21 protein-coding genes and 1 pseudogene are annotated in these 20401 nt (G+C 65.3%); 11 read left to right on the plus strand and 11 right to left on the minus strand.

Going from position 1 to position 20401, the window contains the following annotated elements; translation table 11 throughout:
* Positions 1-126 precede the first annotated feature (126 nt).
* Positions 127-201, minus strand: a pseudogene (locus ACOI1H_RS14410) (histidine phosphotransferase); the annotation flags it as partial.
* Positions 202-234: 33 nt separating this feature from the next.
* Between ACOI1H_RS14410 and ACOI1H_RS14415 the strand changes: the two are divergent.
* From ACOI1H_RS14415 to ACOI1H_RS14425, 3 genes are all read left to right on the plus strand, one after another.
* On the plus strand, positions 235-420 hold the full coding sequence (locus ACOI1H_RS14415; protein WP_422438463.1) for a DUF3553 domain-containing protein: 186 nt from the start codon (positions 235-237) through the stop codon (positions 418-420).
* Positions 421-579: 159 nt separating this feature from the next.
* Positions 580-1320, plus strand: coding sequence for a GNAT family N-acetyltransferase (locus ACOI1H_RS14420; RefSeq protein ID WP_422438465.1), 741 nt, complete (start codon positions 580-582; stop codon positions 1318-1320).
* Positions 1317-2111 carry a lysophospholipid acyltransferase family protein gene (locus tag ACOI1H_RS14425; RefSeq protein ID WP_422438466.1) on the plus strand — a complete coding sequence of 265 codons (795 nt, stop codon included), beginning with the start codon at positions 1317-1319 and terminating at the stop codon, positions 2109-2111. Before ACOI1H_RS14420 ends, ACOI1H_RS14425 begins: the two co-directional genes overlap by 4 nt.
* Before the next feature lie 17 nt (positions 2112-2128).
* Here the strand turns inward: ACOI1H_RS14425 and ACOI1H_RS14430 are convergent, their stop codons facing one another.
* Together ACOI1H_RS14430 and ACOI1H_RS14435 are read right to left on the minus strand one after the other, a co-directional pair.
* Entirely contained in the window at positions 2129-2752 is a 624-nt protein-coding gene (locus tag ACOI1H_RS14430) for a thiamine phosphate synthase (RefSeq protein ID WP_422438467.1), read from the minus strand.
* A 139-nt stretch (positions 2753-2891) separates the two neighbouring features.
* Positions 2892-3137: a hypothetical protein gene (locus ACOI1H_RS14435; RefSeq protein ID WP_422438468.1), complete on the minus strand. Its 246-nt coding sequence runs from the start codon at positions 3135-3137 to the stop codon at positions 2892-2894.
* Between the two features lie 71 nt (positions 3138-3208).
* On the opposite strand from ACOI1H_RS14435, the gene ACOI1H_RS14440 reads away from it, so the two are divergent.
* The 3 genes from ACOI1H_RS14440 to ACOI1H_RS14450 all read left to right on the plus strand — a co-directional run bounded on the left by ACOI1H_RS14440 (position 3209) and on the right by ACOI1H_RS14450 (position 6319).
* On the plus strand, positions 3209-3946 hold the full coding sequence (locus ACOI1H_RS14440; protein ID WP_422438470.1) for an RNA methyltransferase: 738 nt from the start codon (positions 3209-3211) through the stop codon (positions 3944-3946).
* Between the two features lie 98 nt (positions 3947-4044).
* Positions 4045-5856, plus strand: a complete 1812-nt coding sequence (locus ACOI1H_RS14445; protein ID WP_422438471.1) for an ABC-F family ATP-binding cassette domain-containing protein — start codon at positions 4045-4047, stop codon at positions 5854-5856.
* A 109-nt stretch (positions 5857-5965) separates the two neighbouring features.
* Complete coding sequence (locus ACOI1H_RS14450) at positions 5966-6319, plus strand: hypothetical protein (RefSeq protein ID WP_422438472.1); 354 nt, start codon at positions 5966-5968, stop codon at positions 6317-6319.
* Positions 6320-6415: 96 nt separating this feature from the next.
* Here ACOI1H_RS14450 and ACOI1H_RS14455 read toward each other — a convergent pair whose 3' ends face one another.
* Positions 6416-7420 carry a Fe(3+) ABC transporter substrate-binding protein gene (locus ACOI1H_RS14455; RefSeq protein WP_422438473.1) on the minus strand — a complete coding sequence of 335 codons (1005 nt, stop codon included), beginning with the start codon at positions 7418-7420 and terminating at the stop codon, positions 6416-6418.
* Between the two features lie 66 nt (positions 7421-7486).
* Positions 7487-8305: a nucleoside triphosphate pyrophosphohydrolase gene (gene mazG / locus ACOI1H_RS14460; RefSeq protein WP_422438475.1), complete on the minus strand. Its 819-nt coding sequence runs from the start codon at positions 8303-8305 to the stop codon at positions 7487-7489.
* A gap of 60 nt (positions 8306-8365) precedes the next feature.
* Here mazG and ACOI1H_RS14465 point away from each other — a divergent pair, with 60 nt between their 5' ends.
* From ACOI1H_RS14465 to ACOI1H_RS14485, 5 genes are all read left to right on the plus strand, one after another.
* Complete coding sequence (locus ACOI1H_RS14465; RefSeq protein WP_422438476.1) at positions 8366-9523, plus strand: M20 aminoacylase family protein; 1158 nt, start codon at positions 8366-8368, stop codon at positions 9521-9523.
* Between the two features lie 54 nt (positions 9524-9577).
* Positions 9578-10030, plus strand: a complete 453-nt coding sequence (locus ACOI1H_RS14470; protein WP_422438478.1) for a DUF1499 domain-containing protein — start codon at positions 9578-9580, stop codon at positions 10028-10030.
* Positions 10031-10061: 31 nt separating this feature from the next.
* Positions 10062-11117: a peptide chain release factor 1 gene (prfA, locus tag ACOI1H_RS14475; protein ID WP_422438480.1), complete on the plus strand. Its 1056-nt coding sequence runs from the start codon at positions 10062-10064 to the stop codon at positions 11115-11117.
* Positions 11114-11962, plus strand: a complete 849-nt coding sequence (prmC, locus tag ACOI1H_RS14480; RefSeq protein WP_422438481.1) for a peptide chain release factor N(5)-glutamine methyltransferase — start codon at positions 11114-11116, stop codon at positions 11960-11962. Before prfA ends, prmC begins: the two co-directional genes overlap by 4 nt.
* A gap of 198 nt (positions 11963-12160) precedes the next feature.
* A complete protein-coding gene (locus ACOI1H_RS14485; protein WP_422438483.1) occupies positions 12161-12880 on the plus strand; it encodes a DUF4167 domain-containing protein in 720 nt (239 codons plus the stop codon).
* Positions 12881-12913: 33 nt separating this feature from the next.
* On the opposite strand, the gene rsmA is transcribed toward ACOI1H_RS14485, so the two are convergent.
* The 6 genes from rsmA to lptF are packed head-to-tail and all read right to left on the minus strand — an operon-like array spanning position 12914 to position 20313.
* Positions 12914-13753, minus strand: coding sequence for a 16S rRNA (adenine(1518)-N(6)/adenine(1519)-N(6))-dimethyltransferase RsmA (gene rsmA, locus ACOI1H_RS14490; RefSeq protein WP_422438484.1), 840 nt, complete (start codon positions 13751-13753; stop codon positions 12914-12916).
* The gene (gene pdxA, locus ACOI1H_RS14495; protein ID WP_422438486.1) at positions 13750-14787 is read right to left on the minus strand and encodes a 4-hydroxythreonine-4-phosphate dehydrogenase PdxA; all 1038 of its coding nucleotides are present in this window, start codon (positions 14785-14787) and stop codon (positions 13750-13752) included. Before pdxA ends, rsmA begins: the two co-directional genes overlap by 4 nt.
* Positions 14784-15965 (minus strand): peptidylprolyl isomerase, encoded by a 1182-nt coding sequence (locus ACOI1H_RS14500; protein WP_422438487.1) that lies wholly within the window; start codon positions 15963-15965, stop codon positions 14784-14786. Before ACOI1H_RS14500 ends, pdxA begins: the two co-directional genes overlap by 4 nt.
* Before the next feature lie 24 nt (positions 15966-15989).
* The gene (locus tag ACOI1H_RS14505) at positions 15990-18092 is read right to left on the minus strand and encodes an LPS-assembly protein LptD (protein WP_422438489.1); all 2103 of its coding nucleotides are present in this window, start codon (positions 18090-18092) and stop codon (positions 15990-15992) included.
* Positions 18092-19186 (minus strand): LPS export ABC transporter permease LptG, encoded by a 1095-nt coding sequence (gene lptG, locus ACOI1H_RS14510; protein WP_422438491.1) that lies wholly within the window; start codon positions 19184-19186, stop codon positions 18092-18094. Before lptG ends, ACOI1H_RS14505 begins: the two co-directional genes overlap by 1 nt.
* Positions 19183-20313, minus strand: coding sequence for an LPS export ABC transporter permease LptF (gene lptF / locus ACOI1H_RS14515; protein WP_422438493.1), 1131 nt, complete (start codon positions 20311-20313; stop codon positions 19183-19185). Before lptF ends, lptG begins: the two co-directional genes overlap by 4 nt.
* Positions 20314-20401 lie beyond the last annotated feature (88 nt).

The raw sequence follows: 20401 nt of genomic DNA on the forward strand, positions 1-20401 counted from the left end.
CAGGTCTCGCAACCCGAACCTTCTCCGAAAATCGGCGGTGACCGCCAGCATTACCGCCGGCCGCGCGCTGCGCTACGCCGGAGGCTCCGCGCGCGGCCTCTTACACCAACTGGTGGGACACGGCCTGCCGATGGCGCCGATCGGGCTGATAAGGTCGTGACAGATGCGGGAACCGACCAGGGTGGCCAGATCGTTTGTCATGACCCGACCCGCCCAAAGGAAGAACGTGCCGCCATGTCCGACAACCTGAATGCCATGCTCGAACCCGGAATGCTTGTGCAGAACCCCGCCCGGCCCGACTGGGGCACCGGGCAGGTCCAGTCCAACATCGGCGGACGCATCACCGTCAACTTTCGCGAGATGGGCAAGATGGTCATCGACGGGTCACATGTCATGCTGATTCCGGTTTTCGAGGCGTGATCGACAACTTACGGTAGCAACGCTGCCCCTCGTGTCAATCGGACTGACCGCAGGCTGCCCTGAAATGGTTGCCAAAAACTTAATGCCTCCCGTATATCCTGCGCGACCCGTCGGGCACGCCCCGACCTCTTGGACAGGACAATGACGCAGGTCGCCTCCATGTTTCGCACCCGGCTGGCCCAGTCGGCCGACGACCTGCGCGCAGCACAGGGTCTGCGCTACCGCGTCTTTGTCGAAGAGCTGGGTGCCGGTGGCCCGCTTGTCGATCACGCCGCGCGGCGGGAAATCGACGCCCGCGACGCCTTTGCCGATCATCTGTTGCTGGAAGATATGTCCCGTCCCGATGCGCCCGTCATCGGCGTCTATCGTCTGATGACCTCGGCGCAGGCGGCGATGGCGGGCGGCTTTGCCACCGCGGCGGAGTTCGATCTGGCCCCCCTGTTCCTGACCGGGCGGCCCGTGTTGGAGCTGGGGCGGTCCTGCCTTTTGCCGGCCTATCGCGGAGGGCCCGCGATGATGCATCTGCTGGCAGGACTTGCGCGGCTGCCGGCGGTCACGCCCGACACGGTGCTGTTCGGCGTGGCGTCCTTTCACGGCACGGATATGGCGTCACTGGCAGCGCCGCTTGCTTATCTGCATCACAATCATCTGGCAGATCAGGCGCTGCGCGTGCGCGCCATCGGTCCTGGCCGAGACATCAGGGCGGACACACCGGACCGGAAGGCGGCGCTGCGTCGCATTCCGCCGCTGATCAAGGCCTACCTGCGGTTTGGCGGCGTCGTGGGCGAGGGGGCTTTTGTCGATACCGTCTTCAATACGACCGACGTGTGCATGATCCTCGATGCCGGGGCCATGACCGCCGATCAGCGCAGGCGTTTGACGGCGGTTCGCCTGCGATGACCTGGGTGGATGATGCGCCTCCGCCGCACCCGTCGATCACGCCCCGTACCGCCCTGCGCATCCTGCGGCGCGCCGTGCCGATAGCGGTGCTGGTCTTCGGCGGGCTGGTGGTCCTGCTGGCGCTGCGCCCGCTGGAGGCCGCCGTCAATGGCCCGCGCCGCCCTTGGACCCCGCGGATCACGCGGGGGGTCTGCGTCGGCGCCCTCTGGTTCATGGGACTGCGGCGCATGGCAGTCGGGACGCCGATGCGGGGCGGCGGCGCGCTGGTGTCCAACCATGCAAGTTGGCTCGACATCTTCGTGCTGAATGCGGGCGGATGCATTGTCTTCGTGTCGAAGGCTGAGGTCGCGCGCTGGCCCGGCATCGGCTGGCTGGCCCGCGCAACTGGGACCGTCTTCGTCACACGCGACCGCCACGCGGCCCAGCGCGACGTGGCCACGCTTCATGCGCGGCTCGCGCTGGGGCAGACGCTCGTGTTCTTTCCCGAAGGCACCTCCACCGATGGGCTGAGAGTCCTGCCCTTCAAGCCGACCCTGTTCGCGCCGCTGATCGCGTTGCAGATGCCGGTGCAGCCGGTCACGCTGACCTATCGCGCACCAGACGGGGCCGATCCACGTGCCTACGGCTGGTGGGGCGACATGGATTTCGGGTTACACCTGCTGTCGACGCTGGCCCATCGCAGACAGGGCAGCGTCACAGTCACCTATCATGCGGTGCAGCAACTGACGGCCCTGACTGATCGCAAGGCGCTGGCCGCGAACCTGACGCAATGCGTGAGGGACGCGCTGTAAACCTTTATGACATCACATCATGACATCGCTGCGATCATGGTCCGCAGGGTCGCGGCTGGGTCGTCGCTGCCCCAGATCTCGTCGCCAATGCCAAAGAAATCGACGTGTGGGCTGACGGCGCGGATCAGGTCCACGTCCAGCGCACCTTCGGCCACCACCGGAACCTCGATCATCTGGGACCACCAGTCGAACAGGTCGAACGTCGCCCGGCTGCCGTCGTCCAGCGCCGTCTCGCCCACCGGGCCGAAACTGACGTAATCGGCGTTCAATTCGCCCGCCGTCATGCCGTCGTGGCGCGACTGACCGCAAAAGGTGCCGACGATGGCATCCTCGCCCAAATCCTTGCGAACGGCCCGCACCGACCGCGCACCGTCCAGCAGATGCACGCCGTCGAGACCGTGCCGAGCGACCATCTGCACGTGCCGCTCGATCACCAGCGCCACATCGCGTTCGGACGTGACCGCGCGCACCGCATCCGCGGCGCGACCGATCCTGTCCTCGTCCCGCGTTGCCAGCGACAGACGGACGCAGGCGATCGCTGCCGAGTCCAGCACGGCAGCCAGCCGCGGCGGAAAGGTGTCGAGATCCAGTTCGGTCGGCGTGATCAGATAAAGTTGCGGCAGGTCGGGGGCGTCGGTCATGGCAGGCATCCGATATGAAATTTCCTGCGTTCTAGCGGGGTTTCGCAGGCTTGGCTACTTCGGCGGCAGACTGGCCACGAAATCCAGCGCCATTGCCAGCACGGCGCGCCTGCGGTCGTCGTCGGCCATCAGGTCTGCGTCAAGTTCGACCAGCCCCCCCCATGGCACGCCCCGTAAAGGCGAGTGGCGACACACCGGGCATGGCGCAGGCTGCATCCATATGCGTCTTGCCGACCCGCGCCATGCCGCCTTCGCGCATCACGCCGCACAGCATGTGACCCCGCGCCATGAAGCACAGGCCGCCGAATATCTTCTTCTCAGCCATGCCCCGCACGTCCTCCAGGTCTTCGCGCCACAGGTGCGCCAGTCCTTCGTCGTATGCCATGATCGACCCCCGATCTTGTCCTTCGCCTGCGGTAAGCCTATCAGACCCCGGTCCCGATCCGAAAGCCCGCCATGCCCAGCACCACGCCGCAACCCGCCTTCGTCCTGATCCGGCCCCAGATGGGCGAGAACATCGGGGCCGCCGCACGCGCGATGTGGAATTTCGGCCTCGACCGGATGCGGATCACGGCACCGCGCGACGGCTGGCCGAACCAGCGGGCGGTCGCGATGGCGTCGGGTGCCGGGCGCCTGCTGGACGAGGCGATGCTGTATGAAACCACCGCCGCGGCACTTGCCGATTGCCACTATACCTATGCCACCACCGCGCGACCGCGCGAGTTGACCAAGCCCGTGCTGACCCCGGAGGAGGCGATGCAGGACGCGGCCGCCCGGATCGCGCGGGGCGAGAAGGTGGCCGTGATGTTCGGACCCGAGCGGGCCGGGCTGCAAAACGACGACATCGCACAGGCCAATGCCATCATCTCGGTCCCCGTGAACCCCGAATTTGCGTCGTTGAACCTGGGTCAATGCGTGCTGCTGACCGCCTATGAATGGCAGCGCCAGCAGGGGTCCATGCTGCGCGATGCCTTTGCGCAGCCGGACGCTGCCGAAACCATCGAAGTGCAGAAACTGGCTGAGCATTACGAGGAAACGCTGGGGCAGGCGGGTTTCTTCTATCCCGACCACAAGGCCGAGAGCATGAAGCTGAACCTGCGCAACATGTGGTCCCGGATGCCGCTGACCAGCCACGACGTGCGGATGCTGCACGGGACGATGCGGCAGATGGTGCGCTGGCGCGAGAGGGAGTGATTTGGCCCGTGCCGGACCAACCCTTCGGGGGGAGTTTATCTGGCCAGATGAAGGGGCAGGGTCTTGCGCTTTTACGGTGGCTTGCGTAGCTGACCGCCATGGCACGCGCACCCCTTCTTCAACTCTCCGAAATCTCGCTGACCTTCGGCGGCGATCCGATATTCGATGACCTTTCGCTGGTCGTTCAACCCGGCGACCGCGTGGCCCTTGTCGGCCGCAACGGGTCCGGCAAATCCACCCTGATGAAGGTCATGGCGGGCCTGGTGGAGGCCGACCACGGTCAGCGCACCGCGGCACCCGGCGTGACCGTCGGTTACATGGACCAGAACCCGACGATGGCGGGGTTCGAGACCTTGGGGGCCTATGCGGCGTCTGGTCTGGATATCGACGAGGCTTACCGCGTCGACATGGTGGCCGAAGGATTGAAGTTCAATCCGGCAGGGCTGGTCGCCACGGCCTCCGGTGGCGAGAAGCGCAGGGCGGCGCTGGCCAAGCTGATGGCCGAGGCGCCGGAGTTGATGCTGCTGGACGAGCCGACCAACCACCTCGATATCGAGGCGATCGCCTGGCTGGAAGCGGAACTGAAATCCACCAAGGCCGGTTTCGTGCTGATCTCTCACGACCGGGCGTTCCTGCGCAACCTGACGCGCGCGACGCTGTGGATCGACCGGGGCGAGGTGCGCCGCGCCGAAGAGGGTTTCGACGGGTTCGAAGCCTGGCGCGACCGGTTGTGGGAAGAGGAAGACCAGCAGCGTCACAAGCTGAACCGGAAGATCAAGGCCGAGGCCCGATGGGCCGTCGAGGGCATTTCCGCCCGTCGCAAGCGCAATCAGGGCCGCGTGCGGGCGCTGCAGGATCTGCGCGCCGAACGTGCCGGTCAGATCCAGCGACAGGGTGCCGCGGCGATGGCCTTCGAGGGCGGGACGACGTCCGGCAAGAAGGTCATGGAGGCTGTTGGCCTGTTCAAGACCTTCGATGGCAAGCCGATCGTGCAGGGCCTTGACCTGACCGTCCAGCGCGGGGACCGGATCGCCTTCGTCGGACCGAACGGCGTCGGCAAGACGACCCTGATCAAGATGTTGCTGGGACAAGTCGAGCCGGATCAGGGAACTGTCAAGCTTGGCACGAACCTCGAGACCGCGGTATTCGACCAGACCCGCGCGCAGCTCGATCCCGACATGACGCTGTGGGACAACCTCGTGAACGACCCCGAAATGGGGGTGTCCGGCAAGGCCGACCAGATCATGGTGCGCGGCGTGCCCAAGCACGTCATCGGTTACCTCAAGGAATTCCTGTTCGACGAAGCGCAGGCCCGCGCGCCGGTCCGCGCCTTGTCGGGCGGTGAAAAGGCGCGACTGCTGTTGGCCCGCCTGATGGCGAAACCCAGCAACCTGCTGGTGCTGGACGAGCCGACGAACGATCTGGACATCGAGACCTTGGACCTGTTGCAGGATCTTTTGGGCGACTACGACGGCACCGTGCTGCTGGTCAGCCACGATCGCGACTTTCTGGACCGGACCGCAACCACCACCGTGGCGATGGAAGGCGATGGGCAGGCGACGGTCTATGCCGGTGGCTGGACCGACTATCAGGCGCAGCGAGGGGACCGGGCCCGCGCAACGGCTTCGGTCGGCAAGCAATTGTCGAATAAGGGAAAGCAGCCGCAGCCCGTGGCGCGCAAGGCCGGACTGTCGTTCACCGAGAAACATCGGCTGGACGAACTGCCCGGCGTGATCGCCCGGCTGGAAGCCGAGATTGCCAAGCTGGAAACACTGATGGCCGACCCGGACCTGTTCACCCAGAACCCGGTGAAGTTCGAGAAGGCGACCGACGCGCTGACTGACCGTCATGCCAAGCTGGAAGAGGCCGAGGCCGAGTGGCTGATGCTGGAAGAAAAGGCCGCTGGCTAGGCGGTTGCGCGCCACTTCGCCGTAAGCGGGCAGAACCGGACACCCGCCCGGAACTGGTCTGCAACAGGTCAGTTTAACATTCTGACAATAAACTCAGGAGTTCTGACTAATGCGTATTCTGACTTTCCCTGCTATTGGCCTGCTGGCAACACCTGCCTTGGCACAGGACACCATGGTCGAGGTGCAGGACAGGGCCGCCTTGCCCGGTTTCGAAATCAATGCCGACGTCGCCGACGATCTGGACGTCCTTGCTGCCGCCGGTGTCAAGATCGGCGAGGTGGAGGAGGTCGTCGGCCCGGATCGTGACACGCCGGAAGCGCTGGTGGTGGATTTCGAGGACGAGGCTGCGACCTACGGTGCCGAGGACCGCGTCGTGCCGCTGACCGCTTTCCTGTTCGACGGCAGCGCGATGCAGTTGAACGAGGGCACGGACGTGACCGGTCTGCCGATCTGGAACGACTGATCCGGCCAATCGGGGCCCACACGTCCCTTCAAGGCGGAAACGAAAAAGCGCACCCGGTGAAAATACCGGGTGCGCTTTCATTTCATAGCCAGTGGCTTAGCCGTCGAAGTTCACCTCTTCCATGATACGCAGGGCGGCGGCGCGATGGCCGGCGACTTCGGTCAGGTCGATATCGTCGACGGTGAAGTCACCCCAGCCTTGCACCAGATCGGACCGCGCGGCACTGGGCAGCACTGGGTATTCGTTGTTCTCCTCGGCGTAGATCGCCTGCGCCTCGGGCGAGACGAGGAATTCCATCAGTTGCAGCGCCTCTTCCTTGTTCGGGGCGCTTTGGGTCATCGCGATGCCGGAGATGTTCACATGCGTGCCGCCGTCCTCGAACGTCGGAAAGCGGATGCTGACGCTGTCCGCCCATTCCACTTGTTCGGGATCGGCCAGCATCTGACCCATGTAGTATGTGTTGCCAAGGCTGATGTCGCATTCGCCCGCCCAGATCGACTTGACTTGCGCACGGTCATTGCCTTCGGGTTTCTTGGCCAGATTGTCCTTCAGCCCCTGCGCCCAGACTTTCGCCTCTTCTTCGCCGTGGTGGGCGATGTAGGCCGACAGGAGGGCGAGGTTATAATCGTGCAGGCCCGACCGGGTGCAGATGCGGCCCTTCCACTTGGGGTCGGCCAGGTCTTCGTAGGTCGTGATCTCGCCCTCGGCGACACGTTCCTTGCTGGCATAGACGATGCGTGCGCGGGTGGTCAGGCCGAACCAGGTGTTGTCGGCGCTGCGCAGATTGGCCGGCACCGCGTCCAGCAGCACCTGGCTGTCGACGGGCTGCACGGTGCCGCTGTCCACGACTCGCTGCATGTTGGCGATATCGACAGTCATCACCAGATCGGCGGGACTGCGCGCGCCTTCGGCGGTCAGGCGCTCGATCAGACCTTCGTTCACGAAAGCCAGATTGACCGCGATGCCTGTCTCGGCGGTAAAGGCATCCATGACCGGCTGGATCAGTTCCGGCTGGCGCGTGGTGTAGATGCTGACGTCGGCGAATGCCGGCAAGGCGCAGGCACCGGTCACGGTGGCCAGCAAGTGGGTGCGAATAGTCATGACAGTCTCCTTTGTGATGGGAAACGGTAAACCTGACTGTTTTGCTTTGGTCAATACCCGAATATTTTAGTCAGTCATATTCTCGGCGATCTTCGCCGCATTCCACAGGTCGTCCATCTCGGCCAGATCGCTTTGCGCGGGAGTGCGTCCGCGGGCTGCCAGTGCATCTTCGACCGACGCAAAGCGGCGCGTGAACTTTGCGTTGGCGGCGCGCAGCGCCTCTTCGGAGTCGACGCCGAGGTGGCGCCCGAGGTTCGCCATGACGAACAGCAGGTCGCCGTATTCCTCGGCCACCTTGTCCGGGGTCAGCGTGTCGCGCGCCTCGACCAGCTCGGCCGCTTCTTCTGCAATCTTGTCTACGACAAGGGCGATGTCGGGCCAGTCAAAGCCCACGCGCGCCGCCCGCTTTTGCAACTTCACCGCGCGCATCAGGGCGGGCAGGGCATGGGCCACGCCGTCCAGCGTGCGCCCTTCGGCCTTTGCGGCACGCTCTGCCGCCTTGATCCGTTCCCAATCGACGGTCTGCTGATCGGCGGACTTGTCGCGCGATTCGTCGCCGAAGACATGCGGATGCCGCGCGACCATCTTGTCGCTGATGTCGCGCACGACATCCTGAAAAGTGAACAGGCCAGCCTCCTCGGCCATCTGGGTGTGATAGACGGACTGCAACAGCAGATCGCCCAATTCGCCGCGCAACTCCTGCCACGCCTCGCGCTCGATCGCGTCGGCGACCTCGTAGGCCTCCTCGATCGTGTAGGGGGCGATGCTGGCGAAGGTCTGCTCGATATCCCAGGGGCACCCCGTCATGGGATCGCGCAGGGCGCGCATGATCGTCAGCAGGCGCGGCATCCCGGCATCTTCGTCGTGGATCAGGTCTTCGGTCATTGCAGGGGCCTTCATCATGGGTGACAACATGCTATTGCCCCAGCCGCAGGAGTGCCAGCCATGCCCGTCCTCAACTCCATCGCCGATCGCATGCCGCAGCTGGCCGCGTGGCGCCGCCACCTGCACACCATCCCGGAGGTGCGATTCGACCTGCATCAGACGGCGGCCTTCGTGGCGGACCGCCTGCGCGAAATCGGTGTGGACGAAATTCACGAGGGCATCGCCACGACGGGCATCGTTGCCATCATCAACGGCCAGAAACCCGGCAAGACCATCGGCTTGCGCGCCGACATGGATGCGCTTCCGATGGGCGAGGAGACAGGTTTGGACCATGCCAGCCAGCATGCTGGCGCAATGCACGCCTGCGGCCATGACGGCCACACGACCATGTTGCTGGGGGCTGCGCAATATCTGGCCGAGACGCGCAATTTCGCGGGCCGCGTCGCGCTGATCTTTCAGCCGGCCGAGGAAGGTGGGTCGGGTGCCGACGTCATGGTCAAGGCGGGCGTGCTGGACGATTTTGACGTCGATCAGGTCTATGCCCTGCATAATGCCCCCGGTACACCTGTCGGGCAGTTCTTCACCACGCCCGGTCCGATCATGGCGGCCGTGGATGAGTTCACGATCCGCATTCAGGGCAAGGGCGGCCACGGTGCCTTTCCCCACGATACCGTCGATCCGATCACCGCCGCCGTCAGCATGGTGCAGGCGATCCAGACGATCTCCAGCCGCAACCACTACGCACTCGACGATCTGGTGATCTCGGTCACGCAGATTCACGCAGGGTCGGTGTTCAACGTGATTCCTGATTCAGCCGTGATCAATGGGACCGTCCGCACCTTCGACCCTGCTGTGCAGGCGATGGTGGTGGCCCGGATGGAACAGATCGTTGCGGGGCAGGCGACGAGTTTTGGCGTGACCGCGACGCTGGACTATGGAAATGGCGATCCCGCCACGGTGAATGACCCCGACTGCACCGTGTTTGCGGCCTCGGTCGCGGCCGAAATCTCCTCCTGCGACGCCAATGCGACGCGCGAAATGGGGGCCGAGGATTTTTCCTACATGCTGCAGGCGCGGCCCGGCGCCTATCTTTTCGTGGGCAACGGCGATACTGCCGGGCTGCATAATCCAAAATATGATTTCAATGATGAAACAGCGGCTTACGGGGCGTCCTTCTTTGCCCGCCTGATCGAACGGGCCTTGCCGATCCCGTCCTGACATTGCCCCCACGCGGCGACATGTTATGTGATGCCGGAATACTGGGAGCATGTCATGCTGAAGAAGATCCTCATCGGCGTCGGTGTCGTCGCAGTGGCTGGCGTTGCCTACGTCCGCTTTTCGCCGACGGACTTTGCCACCTTCCACATGGCCCCCGTTGCGACCGAAGCCGGTGATACCCCCGGCATCAACAGCTTCAAGGCCGCCCGCCAGATCACGACGCCAGCCGCCGAGATCCTGCAGGCCGTGGACCTGATCGCGCTGGATACGGAACGGACACTGCGTGTAGCAGGATCGGTGGGCGAAGGTGTCGTGACCTATCAGACCCGCTCTGCCCTGATGGGTTATCCCGATTACACGACCGTCACCGTCATGGACGGTGTCGAAGGACCGTTGCTGGTCATCAACGCGCAGTCCCGCTTTGGCGCGGGCGACATGGGCGTGAACCGCGCGCGGGTCGAGGACTGGCTGGCCCGACTGGGATCGCTGGTCGTGCCGACCACTTGACGCTGACGGCTTCGCCTGCCACCTGACATCCATGATACCCGCAGACCGCATGGCCCAGATCATCGACCGTTTCCAGTTCCTGGAGGCGAAGATGTCGGGCGACATCGCGGGCGGAGATATTGCTGCATTGGCCAAGGAATACAGCGACCTGACGCCCGTTGTCGGTACGTTGCGCGCCTATCAGGACCTCTTGCTGCAGATCGCCGACACCGAAAGTCTGTTGTCCGATCCCGAAATGCGCCGCATGGCCGAGGATGAGCTGCCGGACCTGCGTGACCGCCTCGCGGTCAGCGAAAAGGCGGTGCAACTGGCGCTTCTGCCCAAGGACGCCGCCGATGCCCGCCCCGCACTGCTGGAAATCCGGCCCGGCACCGGCGGGGACGAGGCGTCGCTGTTTGCCGCCGATCTGCTGCGCATGTATCAACGCTACGCAGAGCAGCATCGCTGGCAGTTCGAGATCCTCGATCAGAGCGATACAGAGCTTGGCGGGATCAAGGAAGTCACGGCCCGCATCGCCGGAGATGGCGTCTTTGCCCGCTTGAAATACGAATCCGGTGTCCACCGCGTCCAGCGTGTGCCCGAAACCGAGAGTAGCGGTCGCGTCCACACCTCGGCCGCCACCGTCGCCGTGCTGCCCGAGGCAGAGGAGGTCGATGTCCAGATCCCGGCGACGGACATCCGCATCGACACGATGCGCGCCAGCGGCGCTGGTGGCCAGCACGTCAACACCACCGATTCGGCGGTGCGCATCACGCACCTGCCGACCGGCATTATCGTCGTCAGCGCCGAAAAGTCGCAGCACCGGAATCGGGAAATCGCGATGAATGTCCTGCGGACGCGGCTGTTCGACCTTGAACGCCAGCGCGTGGACAGCGCCCGGTCCGCCGACCGCAAGGCGCAGATCGGCACCGGCGACCGGTCAGAGCGTATCCGCACCTATAATTTTCCTCAGGGCCGCCTGACCGACCATCGCATCAACCTGACGCTCTATTCCCTCGGACAGGTGTTGCAGGGCGATCTGGATGCGATCATCGACGCCCTGCAATCGGACGCCCAGGCGCAACTGCTGGCCGAGATGGGCGCATGATCTGGGCCGACCTGCTGCGGCACGGGGCGCAGACCCTGTCCGCCGCCGGCATCGCCGACGCGCCCCACGACGCCCGCAGGCTGGCCGCCCACGTGCTGGGGATCGAGGCTGGCCGCATCACGCTGATCGCACAGGACGCCGTCACCCCCGGCATTGCCCAGCTTTACGAGGGTCTGATCGACCAACGTGCGCGCCGGGTGCCGGTGTCCCACCTGACCGGGTCGCGCCAGTTCTATGGCCGCGCATTCGAAGTGACGCCGGATGTGCTCGATCCCCGGCCAGAAACCGAAACGCTGATCGAAGCCGCCTTGGCGCGGCCTTGGCACCGGTTGCTGGACCTGGGCACAGGATCGGGCTGCATCCTGCTGACATTGCTTGCAGAACGCGGAAACCAGACCTTCGGAATCGGCACCGATTTGTCCCGTGCGGCGTTGGCTGTCGCCATGCGCAATGCGGCCAATCTGCGGCTGGGGGACCGTGTCCAGTTTCACGCGGGCGACTGGCTGGATGCCTTGCCGGTCAGCATCGCGGCCTTCGATCTGATCGTGTCGAACCCACCTTACATCACGCTGGACGACTATGCCGATCTTGCCCCGGACGTCGGCCTTTACGAACCGCGCTTGGCCTTGACGGACGAAGGTGACGGCCTTGGGGCATACCGCCGCATCATCCGGGCCGCACCCGCGCATCTGGTGCAGGGTGGCTGGCTGATGGTCGAGATCGGCCCGGCGCAGGGCCGGGAGGTCGCCGACCTGATGACCCGGCACGGCTTCGTCACCGTCACCGCGACCCCCGACCTTGACGGGCGCGACCGGGTCGTTGCGGGGCAGAAACCGCGCATCTGATCGCCGATCGGCAAAGGGCCGCGTTTTTGGCTTGCCACGCGGGCTCTGACGTGCAATTTCAACACGACCGGCGCGCAGAGTGCAGATGCGCTCGCTCCGGTTTGCCGCCAGACACCGCTTCGTCGTCCTTCGTGCACTCGGCACGGACAACCGGGGGACAAGCGCAACTAAGCCAAAGGGCTTGACGGAAGTTCATTCATGAGATCATCGAAGTCACGGTCGCGGGGCAACAAGAACCGCAACACCAACCGGCCTACGGGCGGCAACATCATCAACCGGGTCTTCGACAGTTCCGGTCCGGATGGCAAGGTGCGCGGCACGCCGCAGCAGATCATCGAGAAGTACAATCAGCTTCACCGCGATGCGCAACTGTCCAACGACCGCGTGAACGCGGAAAACTTTGCCCAGCATGCGGAACATTATCTGCGCCTGTTGGCCGAGGCACAGCGCGAAGTCGACCGCCAACGCGATGAGCAGGAAGAGCAGAACCGCGCGCGGCAGGCCGAACGCGACCGCGAACGCACCGAGCAGGAAGAACTGAACCGTCAGCGTCAGGCTGAACGCGACCGGGAACGCAACGAACGTCTGCGCGCGCAGGAAGAGGCTGGGAACAGCGGCGGTGACCAACCACGACAGGCCGACCAGCCGCGCCAGCATGATCAGTCGCGTCAGAATGATCAGTCCCGCCAGCAGGACCAGCCGCGTCAGAATGATCAGTCCCGCCAGCAGGACCAGCCGCGCCAGAATGATCAGCGTCGCGACGACGCAGAGCCGCAGGATGACGACAATCTGGTCGAGACGCCGGAAACCCGGAGCGATGCGCCACCGCCCAAGGCCCGCAAACCCCGCGCCCCACGCAAGCCCCGCCCAAAGCCCGAAGCGGACGCGAACCAGCCCACCGGCGATGGTGGTGAATGATCCAAAGGCCCCCGTTTCGGGGGCCTTTTCGTATCAGGGGGTCAGGCTGCGGGTCAGGGCGCAGAACTGCGCGAGCCCGATTTCCTCGGCACGCGCCGTGGGTGGGATGCCGACCGCGTTCAGGTGATCCTCGATGTCGGCACCCAGCGGTTTAAGCGCCGATCGCAGCATCTTGCGCCGCTGGTTGAATGCGGTGGCCACGACCCGGTTCAGCACCGCGGCATTGGCCGGATAGCGCGGCGCGGGCAGTGCGGTCAGATGGACCACCGCAGAGCTGACCTTGGGCGGGGGTGAAAACGCCTCCGGCGGCAAATCCATCACGATGCGCGCATCAGTGCGCCAGTGGACGAGCAGGGCCAGCCGCCCATAGGCCTTGTCGCCGGGCATCGCCACGATTCGCTGCGCGACCTCGCGCTGGAACATCAGCGTCAGGCTGTCCCAGAACGGCGGCCAGACGGTTGGCGACAGCCAGCGCACCAGCAGTTCCGTCCCGATGTTGTAGGGCAGGTTGGCCGCAATCCGGATCGGTGCCTCCAGCCGGCCCGCTACATCGACCTCAAGCGCGTCGGCGTTCAAAACCTCCAGCCGACCGGGATAGGCCGCGGCGATCTGCGCCAGCGCACCCATGCAGCGTTCGTCCTTCTCGACCGCCAGCACCCGTCGCGCGCCTTCGGCCAGCAGGCCACGCGTCAGCCCGCCGGGGCCCGGCCCGATCTCGAGGATGTCGGACCCTTTCAGATCACCGGCCATGCGCGCGATCTTGGCGGTCAGATTCAGGTCGAGCAGGAAATTCTGCCCCAGCGATTTCTTCGCTGCGATCCCGAATGTCTCGATCACCTGCCGCAGCGGGGGAAGATCGTCGATCTGGCTCATGATTTCATCTGGCCAGAGAAACTCCCGCCGGAGGCAACGGCACCGCCCCGCAGCCGCGCATCCGCCATGTCGCGCGCCATCCCCAGGGCCGCAATCATCGAGGTTGCGTCCGCAACTCCAAGCCCGGCAATTCCGAAGGCCGTGCCATGATCGGGTGAGGTGCGCACGAACGGCAGGCCGAGCGTCACATTCACACCGCCCGCGAAGTCTATGGTCTTGATGGGAATAAGTGCCTGGTCATGGAACATGCAGACGGCGGCGTCATAGCCGGCACGCGCGGCCGCGTGGAACATCGTGTCGGCCGGCAGCGGGCCGATCAGGGTCAGACCCTCGCCCCGCATCGCGTCAAGCAATGGTGCGATCGTCTCGATCTCTTCTCGGCCCATCTTGCCGTTTTCGCCGGCATGGGGGTTCAGCCCTGCAACCGCGATGCGCGGGGCGATGATGCCGAATTCCTGCATCAAGGCCGCATGGGTGATCCGCAGGGTATCGCGCAGCACCTGCGCGGTCAGGGCCTGCGGCACGTCCTGCAAGGGAATGTGGATCGTCGCAGGCACGACGCGCAGCGCCGCGCAGGCCAGCATCATCACGACCGGCACATCTCCAGCCAGGGCGGCGAGGTATTCCGTATGACCGGGATAGGCGAAATCCGCGCCGTCGATCAGGGCTGCCTTGCTGATCGGAGCCGTGCAGATTGCCCGCGCCTCACCGGCCTGCACCAGTGCCACGCCGTCCGAGATGGCGGCGATGACGCCCTGCGCATGAACTGGGTCGGGGGTGCCATGCCGCAGCCGTCCACCCAGATCGCGGGCGAGGACGGGCAGGGCGTCGGGGCAGGGACCCTGCGCCTGCTCTACCTGCGTGACGATCCGGTACGGCGTATCCGGCGGCAGGTGGCGTGGGTCGCCGATCCACAGAAGCGGCATGGTCGACCCCAGTGCCGCCCAGGCCTTCGCCGCAACCTCTGGTCCGATGCCGGCGGGTTCACCGCAGCTGATGACGATGGGCGCGTCCGGCCCGGCGGGGTGGGTCACGGGCGAATAACGGCCGCCGCACGCAGATCGGCCAGCAGGGCGTTGGCGAACTGCTCCAGCCGCTGACTTTGCAACTGGGCGCGCAGGGCTTCCGGGTCGGTCAGCGCGTCGCCGTAGGCCCGTCCACACATCATCACCAGCAACGCGTTGCCGCCACCGGTCGCCGTGACCGAAGCTTCATCCATGTCGAGCTTTGCCAGCTCCAGCGCGATCCCTTGCGGCACCTGGTCCGGTGCAACGGTTTCGCGGGTCAGCACATCGGCGGGTTGCCCCTTGGCCAGACCGAACAGGTCGTCGCAGGTGTCCACGCGCAGGGTCGCGGACTGTGCTGCCGCCGTGTCGGCAAAGGCCATCGCCGCGTAGTCGACCGTCGTGGGGGTCGGGCGGGCCTGCGGGACCTCCCGGATGCCGCGCATCTGGAACAGGGCCACGCCGTTCGTGATCGGAATCGGCGGCGTGACCTCTCCTACCGCGAGGCTGGAGATCAGGCCCTGCAAGGCGGGCGGATAGTTCGACAGCGGCAACCAGTTCAGCCGCCCGCCGTCCGCACGGCTGGGCAGCGCGGAATACTGGCGCGCCGCCGCCTCGAATTCGGCCTGCGACCGGGACTGTGCAATCTGGGTCGCGATGGCGTTCGCCTCGGCCGCACGGGGCGGCGGCGCGGGGATGATGATCTCGGTCAGCAAGACCTCCAGCGCGTCGGCGCTGCCGGATTGCTGGGCCAGCGCGCGGGCAATGTCCGCATCGGTGATCTGGGCCTGATCGGAATACCGCAAGCGGATGTAGTCGCGCCAGGTCACGCCGACCTGGACAAACTGTTCCAGCGTCGCGGCCGCAACGCCGCTCTGCGCCAATATCTGCTGAAACTGATCAAGGCTCAGGTTCGCGCGCGAGGCGAAGGCCTCGACCTCGGTCGCGATGTTTTCCGGCGTGATGCGGATGCCAGCGCGGTCCATTTCCTGCTGCTTCAGCCGTTCCTCGATCAACTGCTGGCGAGCGACATCGTCCAGGTTGCCGGGGGCGCGAAACAACACCAGAAGCCGCCGCCGCTGGTCCAGGTCATATGCGGTGATCGCACTGTCGTTCACTGTTATGACGGGCGAAAACTGATCCTGCGCGGTGGCTGCGGTCGCCAGGAATGGCAGCATCAGGGCGGTCAGAAGGGCAGTCAGGCGCATCGGGTCTTGGTCCTATCGTCGTGATCAGTTGCCGCAGGCAGTCGGGGCGAGCCGGGGCAGGCCATTGGCGGAAAAGCCCTGCAACGCCACCGACAACCCGTAATCCGTTGTCGGTTGCACCGTAGTCGAAGACGCATAGCGGCGCGAGACCGAAAGCGAAACAGTCACACATTCGTTGCGCCAGCCAAGCCCCACACCGGCGCGGACCGGCCCGTCGCGGGCGATGTCGTAGCGGGTATCAAAACTTACGTTCCAGGCGGGCGTCACCTGCACCGCCCCGTCGAAGCTGTATTCCGACACCACCTCGGTGCGTCCGATTGCCGGATCGGCGGCCTGCCAGATGTAGCCACCGGCCAGCTGCACCTCTGGCCGGTTCCAGAACACCCTTGCCGTCGCTAGCGTCGTCGTGCCGTCATCCTGCAATAGAGCGCGCCCGTCAAAGGTCAGGCCGCGCGGCAACGCGATCTGCCCTGCCACAAGCCAATCCGACACTGCGTCGCGCTGGCCGGACGTCAGGGTGAACTGCGGATCGGCCTGCGCCCGCAGGATGCGACCGAAACTCAATTGCGAGGTGACTCCTTCCGACCCGGCGCGCGTCCAGGTCAGCCCCAGCGCCAGCTTTGCGCCGTCCTCGACGGCGTCCTGACCGGTAAACTGCGACAGGGCCAGCAGGTTGCCGCCGTCAAGCTCGGGTCGGGTGCTGTCCTCGTTCGGTGGCACATCACCGATCCGCGCCGCATAGGTCAGTGCCGCCACCGGTTCCAGCACATGCCGCGTCCGCCCGTTGCGTCGCACCAGCGGATAACGCAGAACGATCTGGCCGTAGGGCACCAGCCGCGACAGCGTCGGATCGAAGTCGGTGGAATCGTTCACCTGCCACAGATCGGCCTGCGCCGCCGCCGTCCCGGTCAGCAGCACGCCCGACTGTGACAGCCAGTCCCGCGACCAGGCGGCGGTGGCGCCGGTCCGCGTCACGTCACGCCCCGGTGCGCCCAGATCCGCGCCGTAACGCAGCAGGGTATCGGCGCTGGCGGTCAGTGTCACGGTACCGCCCATCGCCGAGTAATAGCGGCGGACCAGCCCCGCCTGCGCCACCAGCGGCGGCAGGGTCGCGTTCGTCTCGTCCGCGCGCAGGGTCTGGTAATAGGACAGGCTTGCGGCATTCAGGGCGTCAGGGCGCACCTGCGTCAGGGCCACGATGCTGGACAGTCGGTCCGTGTCGCTGATGGCGTAATCGTTGAGGTAGGCGTTGTCGCTGGCCGTCTGCACGTCGAACCGCAACAAAACGTTGGACCCCAGATCGAAGGTGCCTTCGGCGAAGACATAGCCGCGGGTGCCGTCGCGGCCGGCCAGATCGTCGCGTGACACACTGGCGTCGATCTGCACGTTGCCATTGCGGAACGCCTGCCGATACCGGGATTCAAGCGTGCGCGTGTTGCTGGCCAGATAGGGCGTCAACAGCAGGTCCCGGCTTTGCCCGAGCGGCAGAAAATACGGCAGTTTCACGCCCAGACCCAAGCGATCGTTCGACCGGATGCGCGGGATCAGCAGCCCCCGCGCACGGGCATTGTCGGGATCGGGCAGGCGCAGATAAGGCAGATAGAGGATCGGCAGACCCTTCACGCGAAAGCTCGCGTTGGTAAAGTAAAGTTGCTGCGCGTCCTGATCGTGGAGCACTTTCTCGGCCCGGATTTCCCACAGCGGAGTCTTGCCGGCGCAGACCTGACAGGACGTGACGGCCGCCTTATAAAGCTGGCTGTAGCGCCCCTCGGCCCGGTCGATCTGATTGGCAGCCAGTTGCAATTGCTGGTCCAGCACCAGCCGCGCCCCCAGCAGCACGCCGTTTTCAAGCTGCGGGTCGATGTCGGCCTGCGCGGCGGTCAAGATCTCTCCATCCGGCCCGGTGATCAGGATCGGCCCCTCGATCCGCAGGCGGTCCGTGGGCTTGTCATAAGTGACGCGGGCGGCCTGCAGGCGGCTGCCGTCATACAGCACCTCGATGTTGCCGGTGGCGATCAGACGCTCGCTATTCTCGATGGTGACATCGTCCGCAACCAGCGTCGCGGCCATCTGGGCGGCAGCCATCTGCGGCAGCAGCAGGACGAGGAGTATCAGGGTAAGACGCATCATCCGTCCTCGCGTTGCAACAGGATGCCCATCGCGATGCCGGCAGCCGCCAGGGGTGGCACCCAGGCGGCGAGGGCCGCAGGCACATCGCCATTTTCGCCCAGGATCTGCGCGAAGTTTCGGACGAAATAGATTGAAAAGGCAAGAAGAATGGCGGTCATGACATTCAGTCCAACCTTGCCGCCACGCTGCGGGCGCATCGTGAAGGCCGCACCGATCAGCATCATGGCACCCAGAAACAGCGGCTGCGACAGCTCCATCTGGAACCAGACGATATGCCGCTGCGCCGAAAATCCGGCCGCCTGCAGCCGCGCGATGAAAGCCGGCAGATCCCAGATCGAGATCGAGCTTGGCGTGCCGAAGTTGTTGCGGATCTGGTCCGCCGTCAGTGTCGAGGGGAGCGTTCCGGTTGCCGCGACCTCGGCCATCGCCTCCGGCGTCGCATCGGTGTCCAGCGGCCAGGTCTTGACGCCCTCCATCATCCAGTTGCCATCCGAGAGCACGGCCTTTTCGGCCTCCATCCGGGCGCGGGGGGCACCGTCGGGGGCAAATGTCAGGAACGTCGCCTCCCACAGGGTGGTGCCCGACAAATTCGTGCGCATGGCATGGATGACCGTCTGGCCCATGTCGTCGCCCTGTCGGAGCCACAGCCCCGAAGAGGCGAGTGACAGCACCGATCCCGACCCGCGCAGGTCGGCCACCTTGGCGTCGAAGGCCCGCGATGTCGTGGCGACGATCGGGTTCAGCACTGCGACGCCAATCGCCCCGATCAGCACGGCGACCGCCAGAGGGGCCAGCAACAGGCGCAGACCCGACCGCCCCGCCGCCCGCGTCACGATCAGTTCCGACGACCGGGCGAGGCCGAGGAATAGCGCGATGCTGGCGATGATGACGATCAGTGGCAGGATCTGGTAGACGCCGCGCGGCGCGTCCAGCAGCGCCAGGCCAAGGATGTCCCCGAAGCCGCCGGCATCTGCCCCGTAACGACGCAGGTTGTCGGCCAGACCAAGAAACGTCAGGATCGCAGCGAAGACCGCGAAGATCGCGAAAAAGATCACGGCAAAGCGCCGGGCGAAATACTGGTCCAGGATCATGCTGGTGCCCCCGCCAGCGGGCTGCGCCGGAACAGGTAGGGCCTCCCCGCGACGAAAAGCAGCGCTACGATCATCGCAAAGCCGGCCCCGACGGCCAGGTAACTCGCGAACCACATCTGCGGCGTGGTCCGCGCGATGTTCAGGCCCGTCGTCTCGAGCGACTTGATCAGGATGATGAGGAAGACGGCGAACACGACCTGCGGCCAGACGCCGAACCGGCTGAAGCCGCCGATCATCAGCGCGGCGAAGCCCAGCAGCCCGCCAACGGTGCCCAGCAGCGCCTGATTCACGCGGTCATGCGCCTCTGTCACCAGTTGCGCGGCCGTGCGTCCGGTTTCCGCTTCCAGCGCGGCGGAGGGCTGCAAGAGCTCCCAGGTCATGACTTCGCGCGATGACCGCGTGTCGCGCGGGGTGATGCGGATCAGGTTGCCGATGTTGTATGAAAAATCCGCGAAATCGGTGACGAACAGCCGCTGGTCGGACGTGCGCAGGTTCTGCGACATGCCGTCCACCATCACGAGTTGCGCGTCGCCATCATTGCGCACGAGATAGGCGCGCCGCGCGGTGTAGGTGACCTGTGCCTCGGGGTCGCGCAGGTCGGACAGGAACACGTCCTGCAACTCTCCCTCTGGCGTGATCGCGCGGATGTAGACGGTAATGCCGTCGGTCGGTTCGATGAACTGCCCTTCGGTCAGGATGCGCGCGGTGATGTTCTGCGCGATCTCGGCCTGCCGCTGGTTCAGCGCGGTCGTCGACAGCGGCACTAGCAGGTGCATCAGGACCGAGACCATGAGCGCCACGATCAGGCCGAAATAGAACACCGGCCGCGCCATGCGCCACGGGCTGAACCCGGTCGCCTGCATCACGACAAGTTCGCTGTCCTGGCTCATCCGGTTGGTGACGTAGACCGATGCGGCAAAGGCCGACAACGGCAGCGCCAGCCGGATCACGTTGGGCAGCGACAACAGGATCAGCTCGACGATGATCGCAGCGCCCTGGCCGTCGGCGATCAACTGGTCGAACAGCCGCACCGCGGCGTTGATCCAGTAGATCAGCACAAGCACGAGGCTGAAGAACCCGAACGTCACCATTAACTGGCTCAACATGTAGCGGTCGAAACGGGCCAAAGGGGGGGTGTCCTGCGCAGCGGTTGCGGCAAACTAGCCCAAGGCCGCCGTCTCCGAAACTGCAAACTGGTCATTGCGGCGCGTCGCC

This window comes from Loktanella sp. DJP18 (genome assembly GCF_049310965.1).
GTDB lineage: Bacteria > Pseudomonadota > Alphaproteobacteria > Rhodobacterales > Rhodobacteraceae > Loktanella.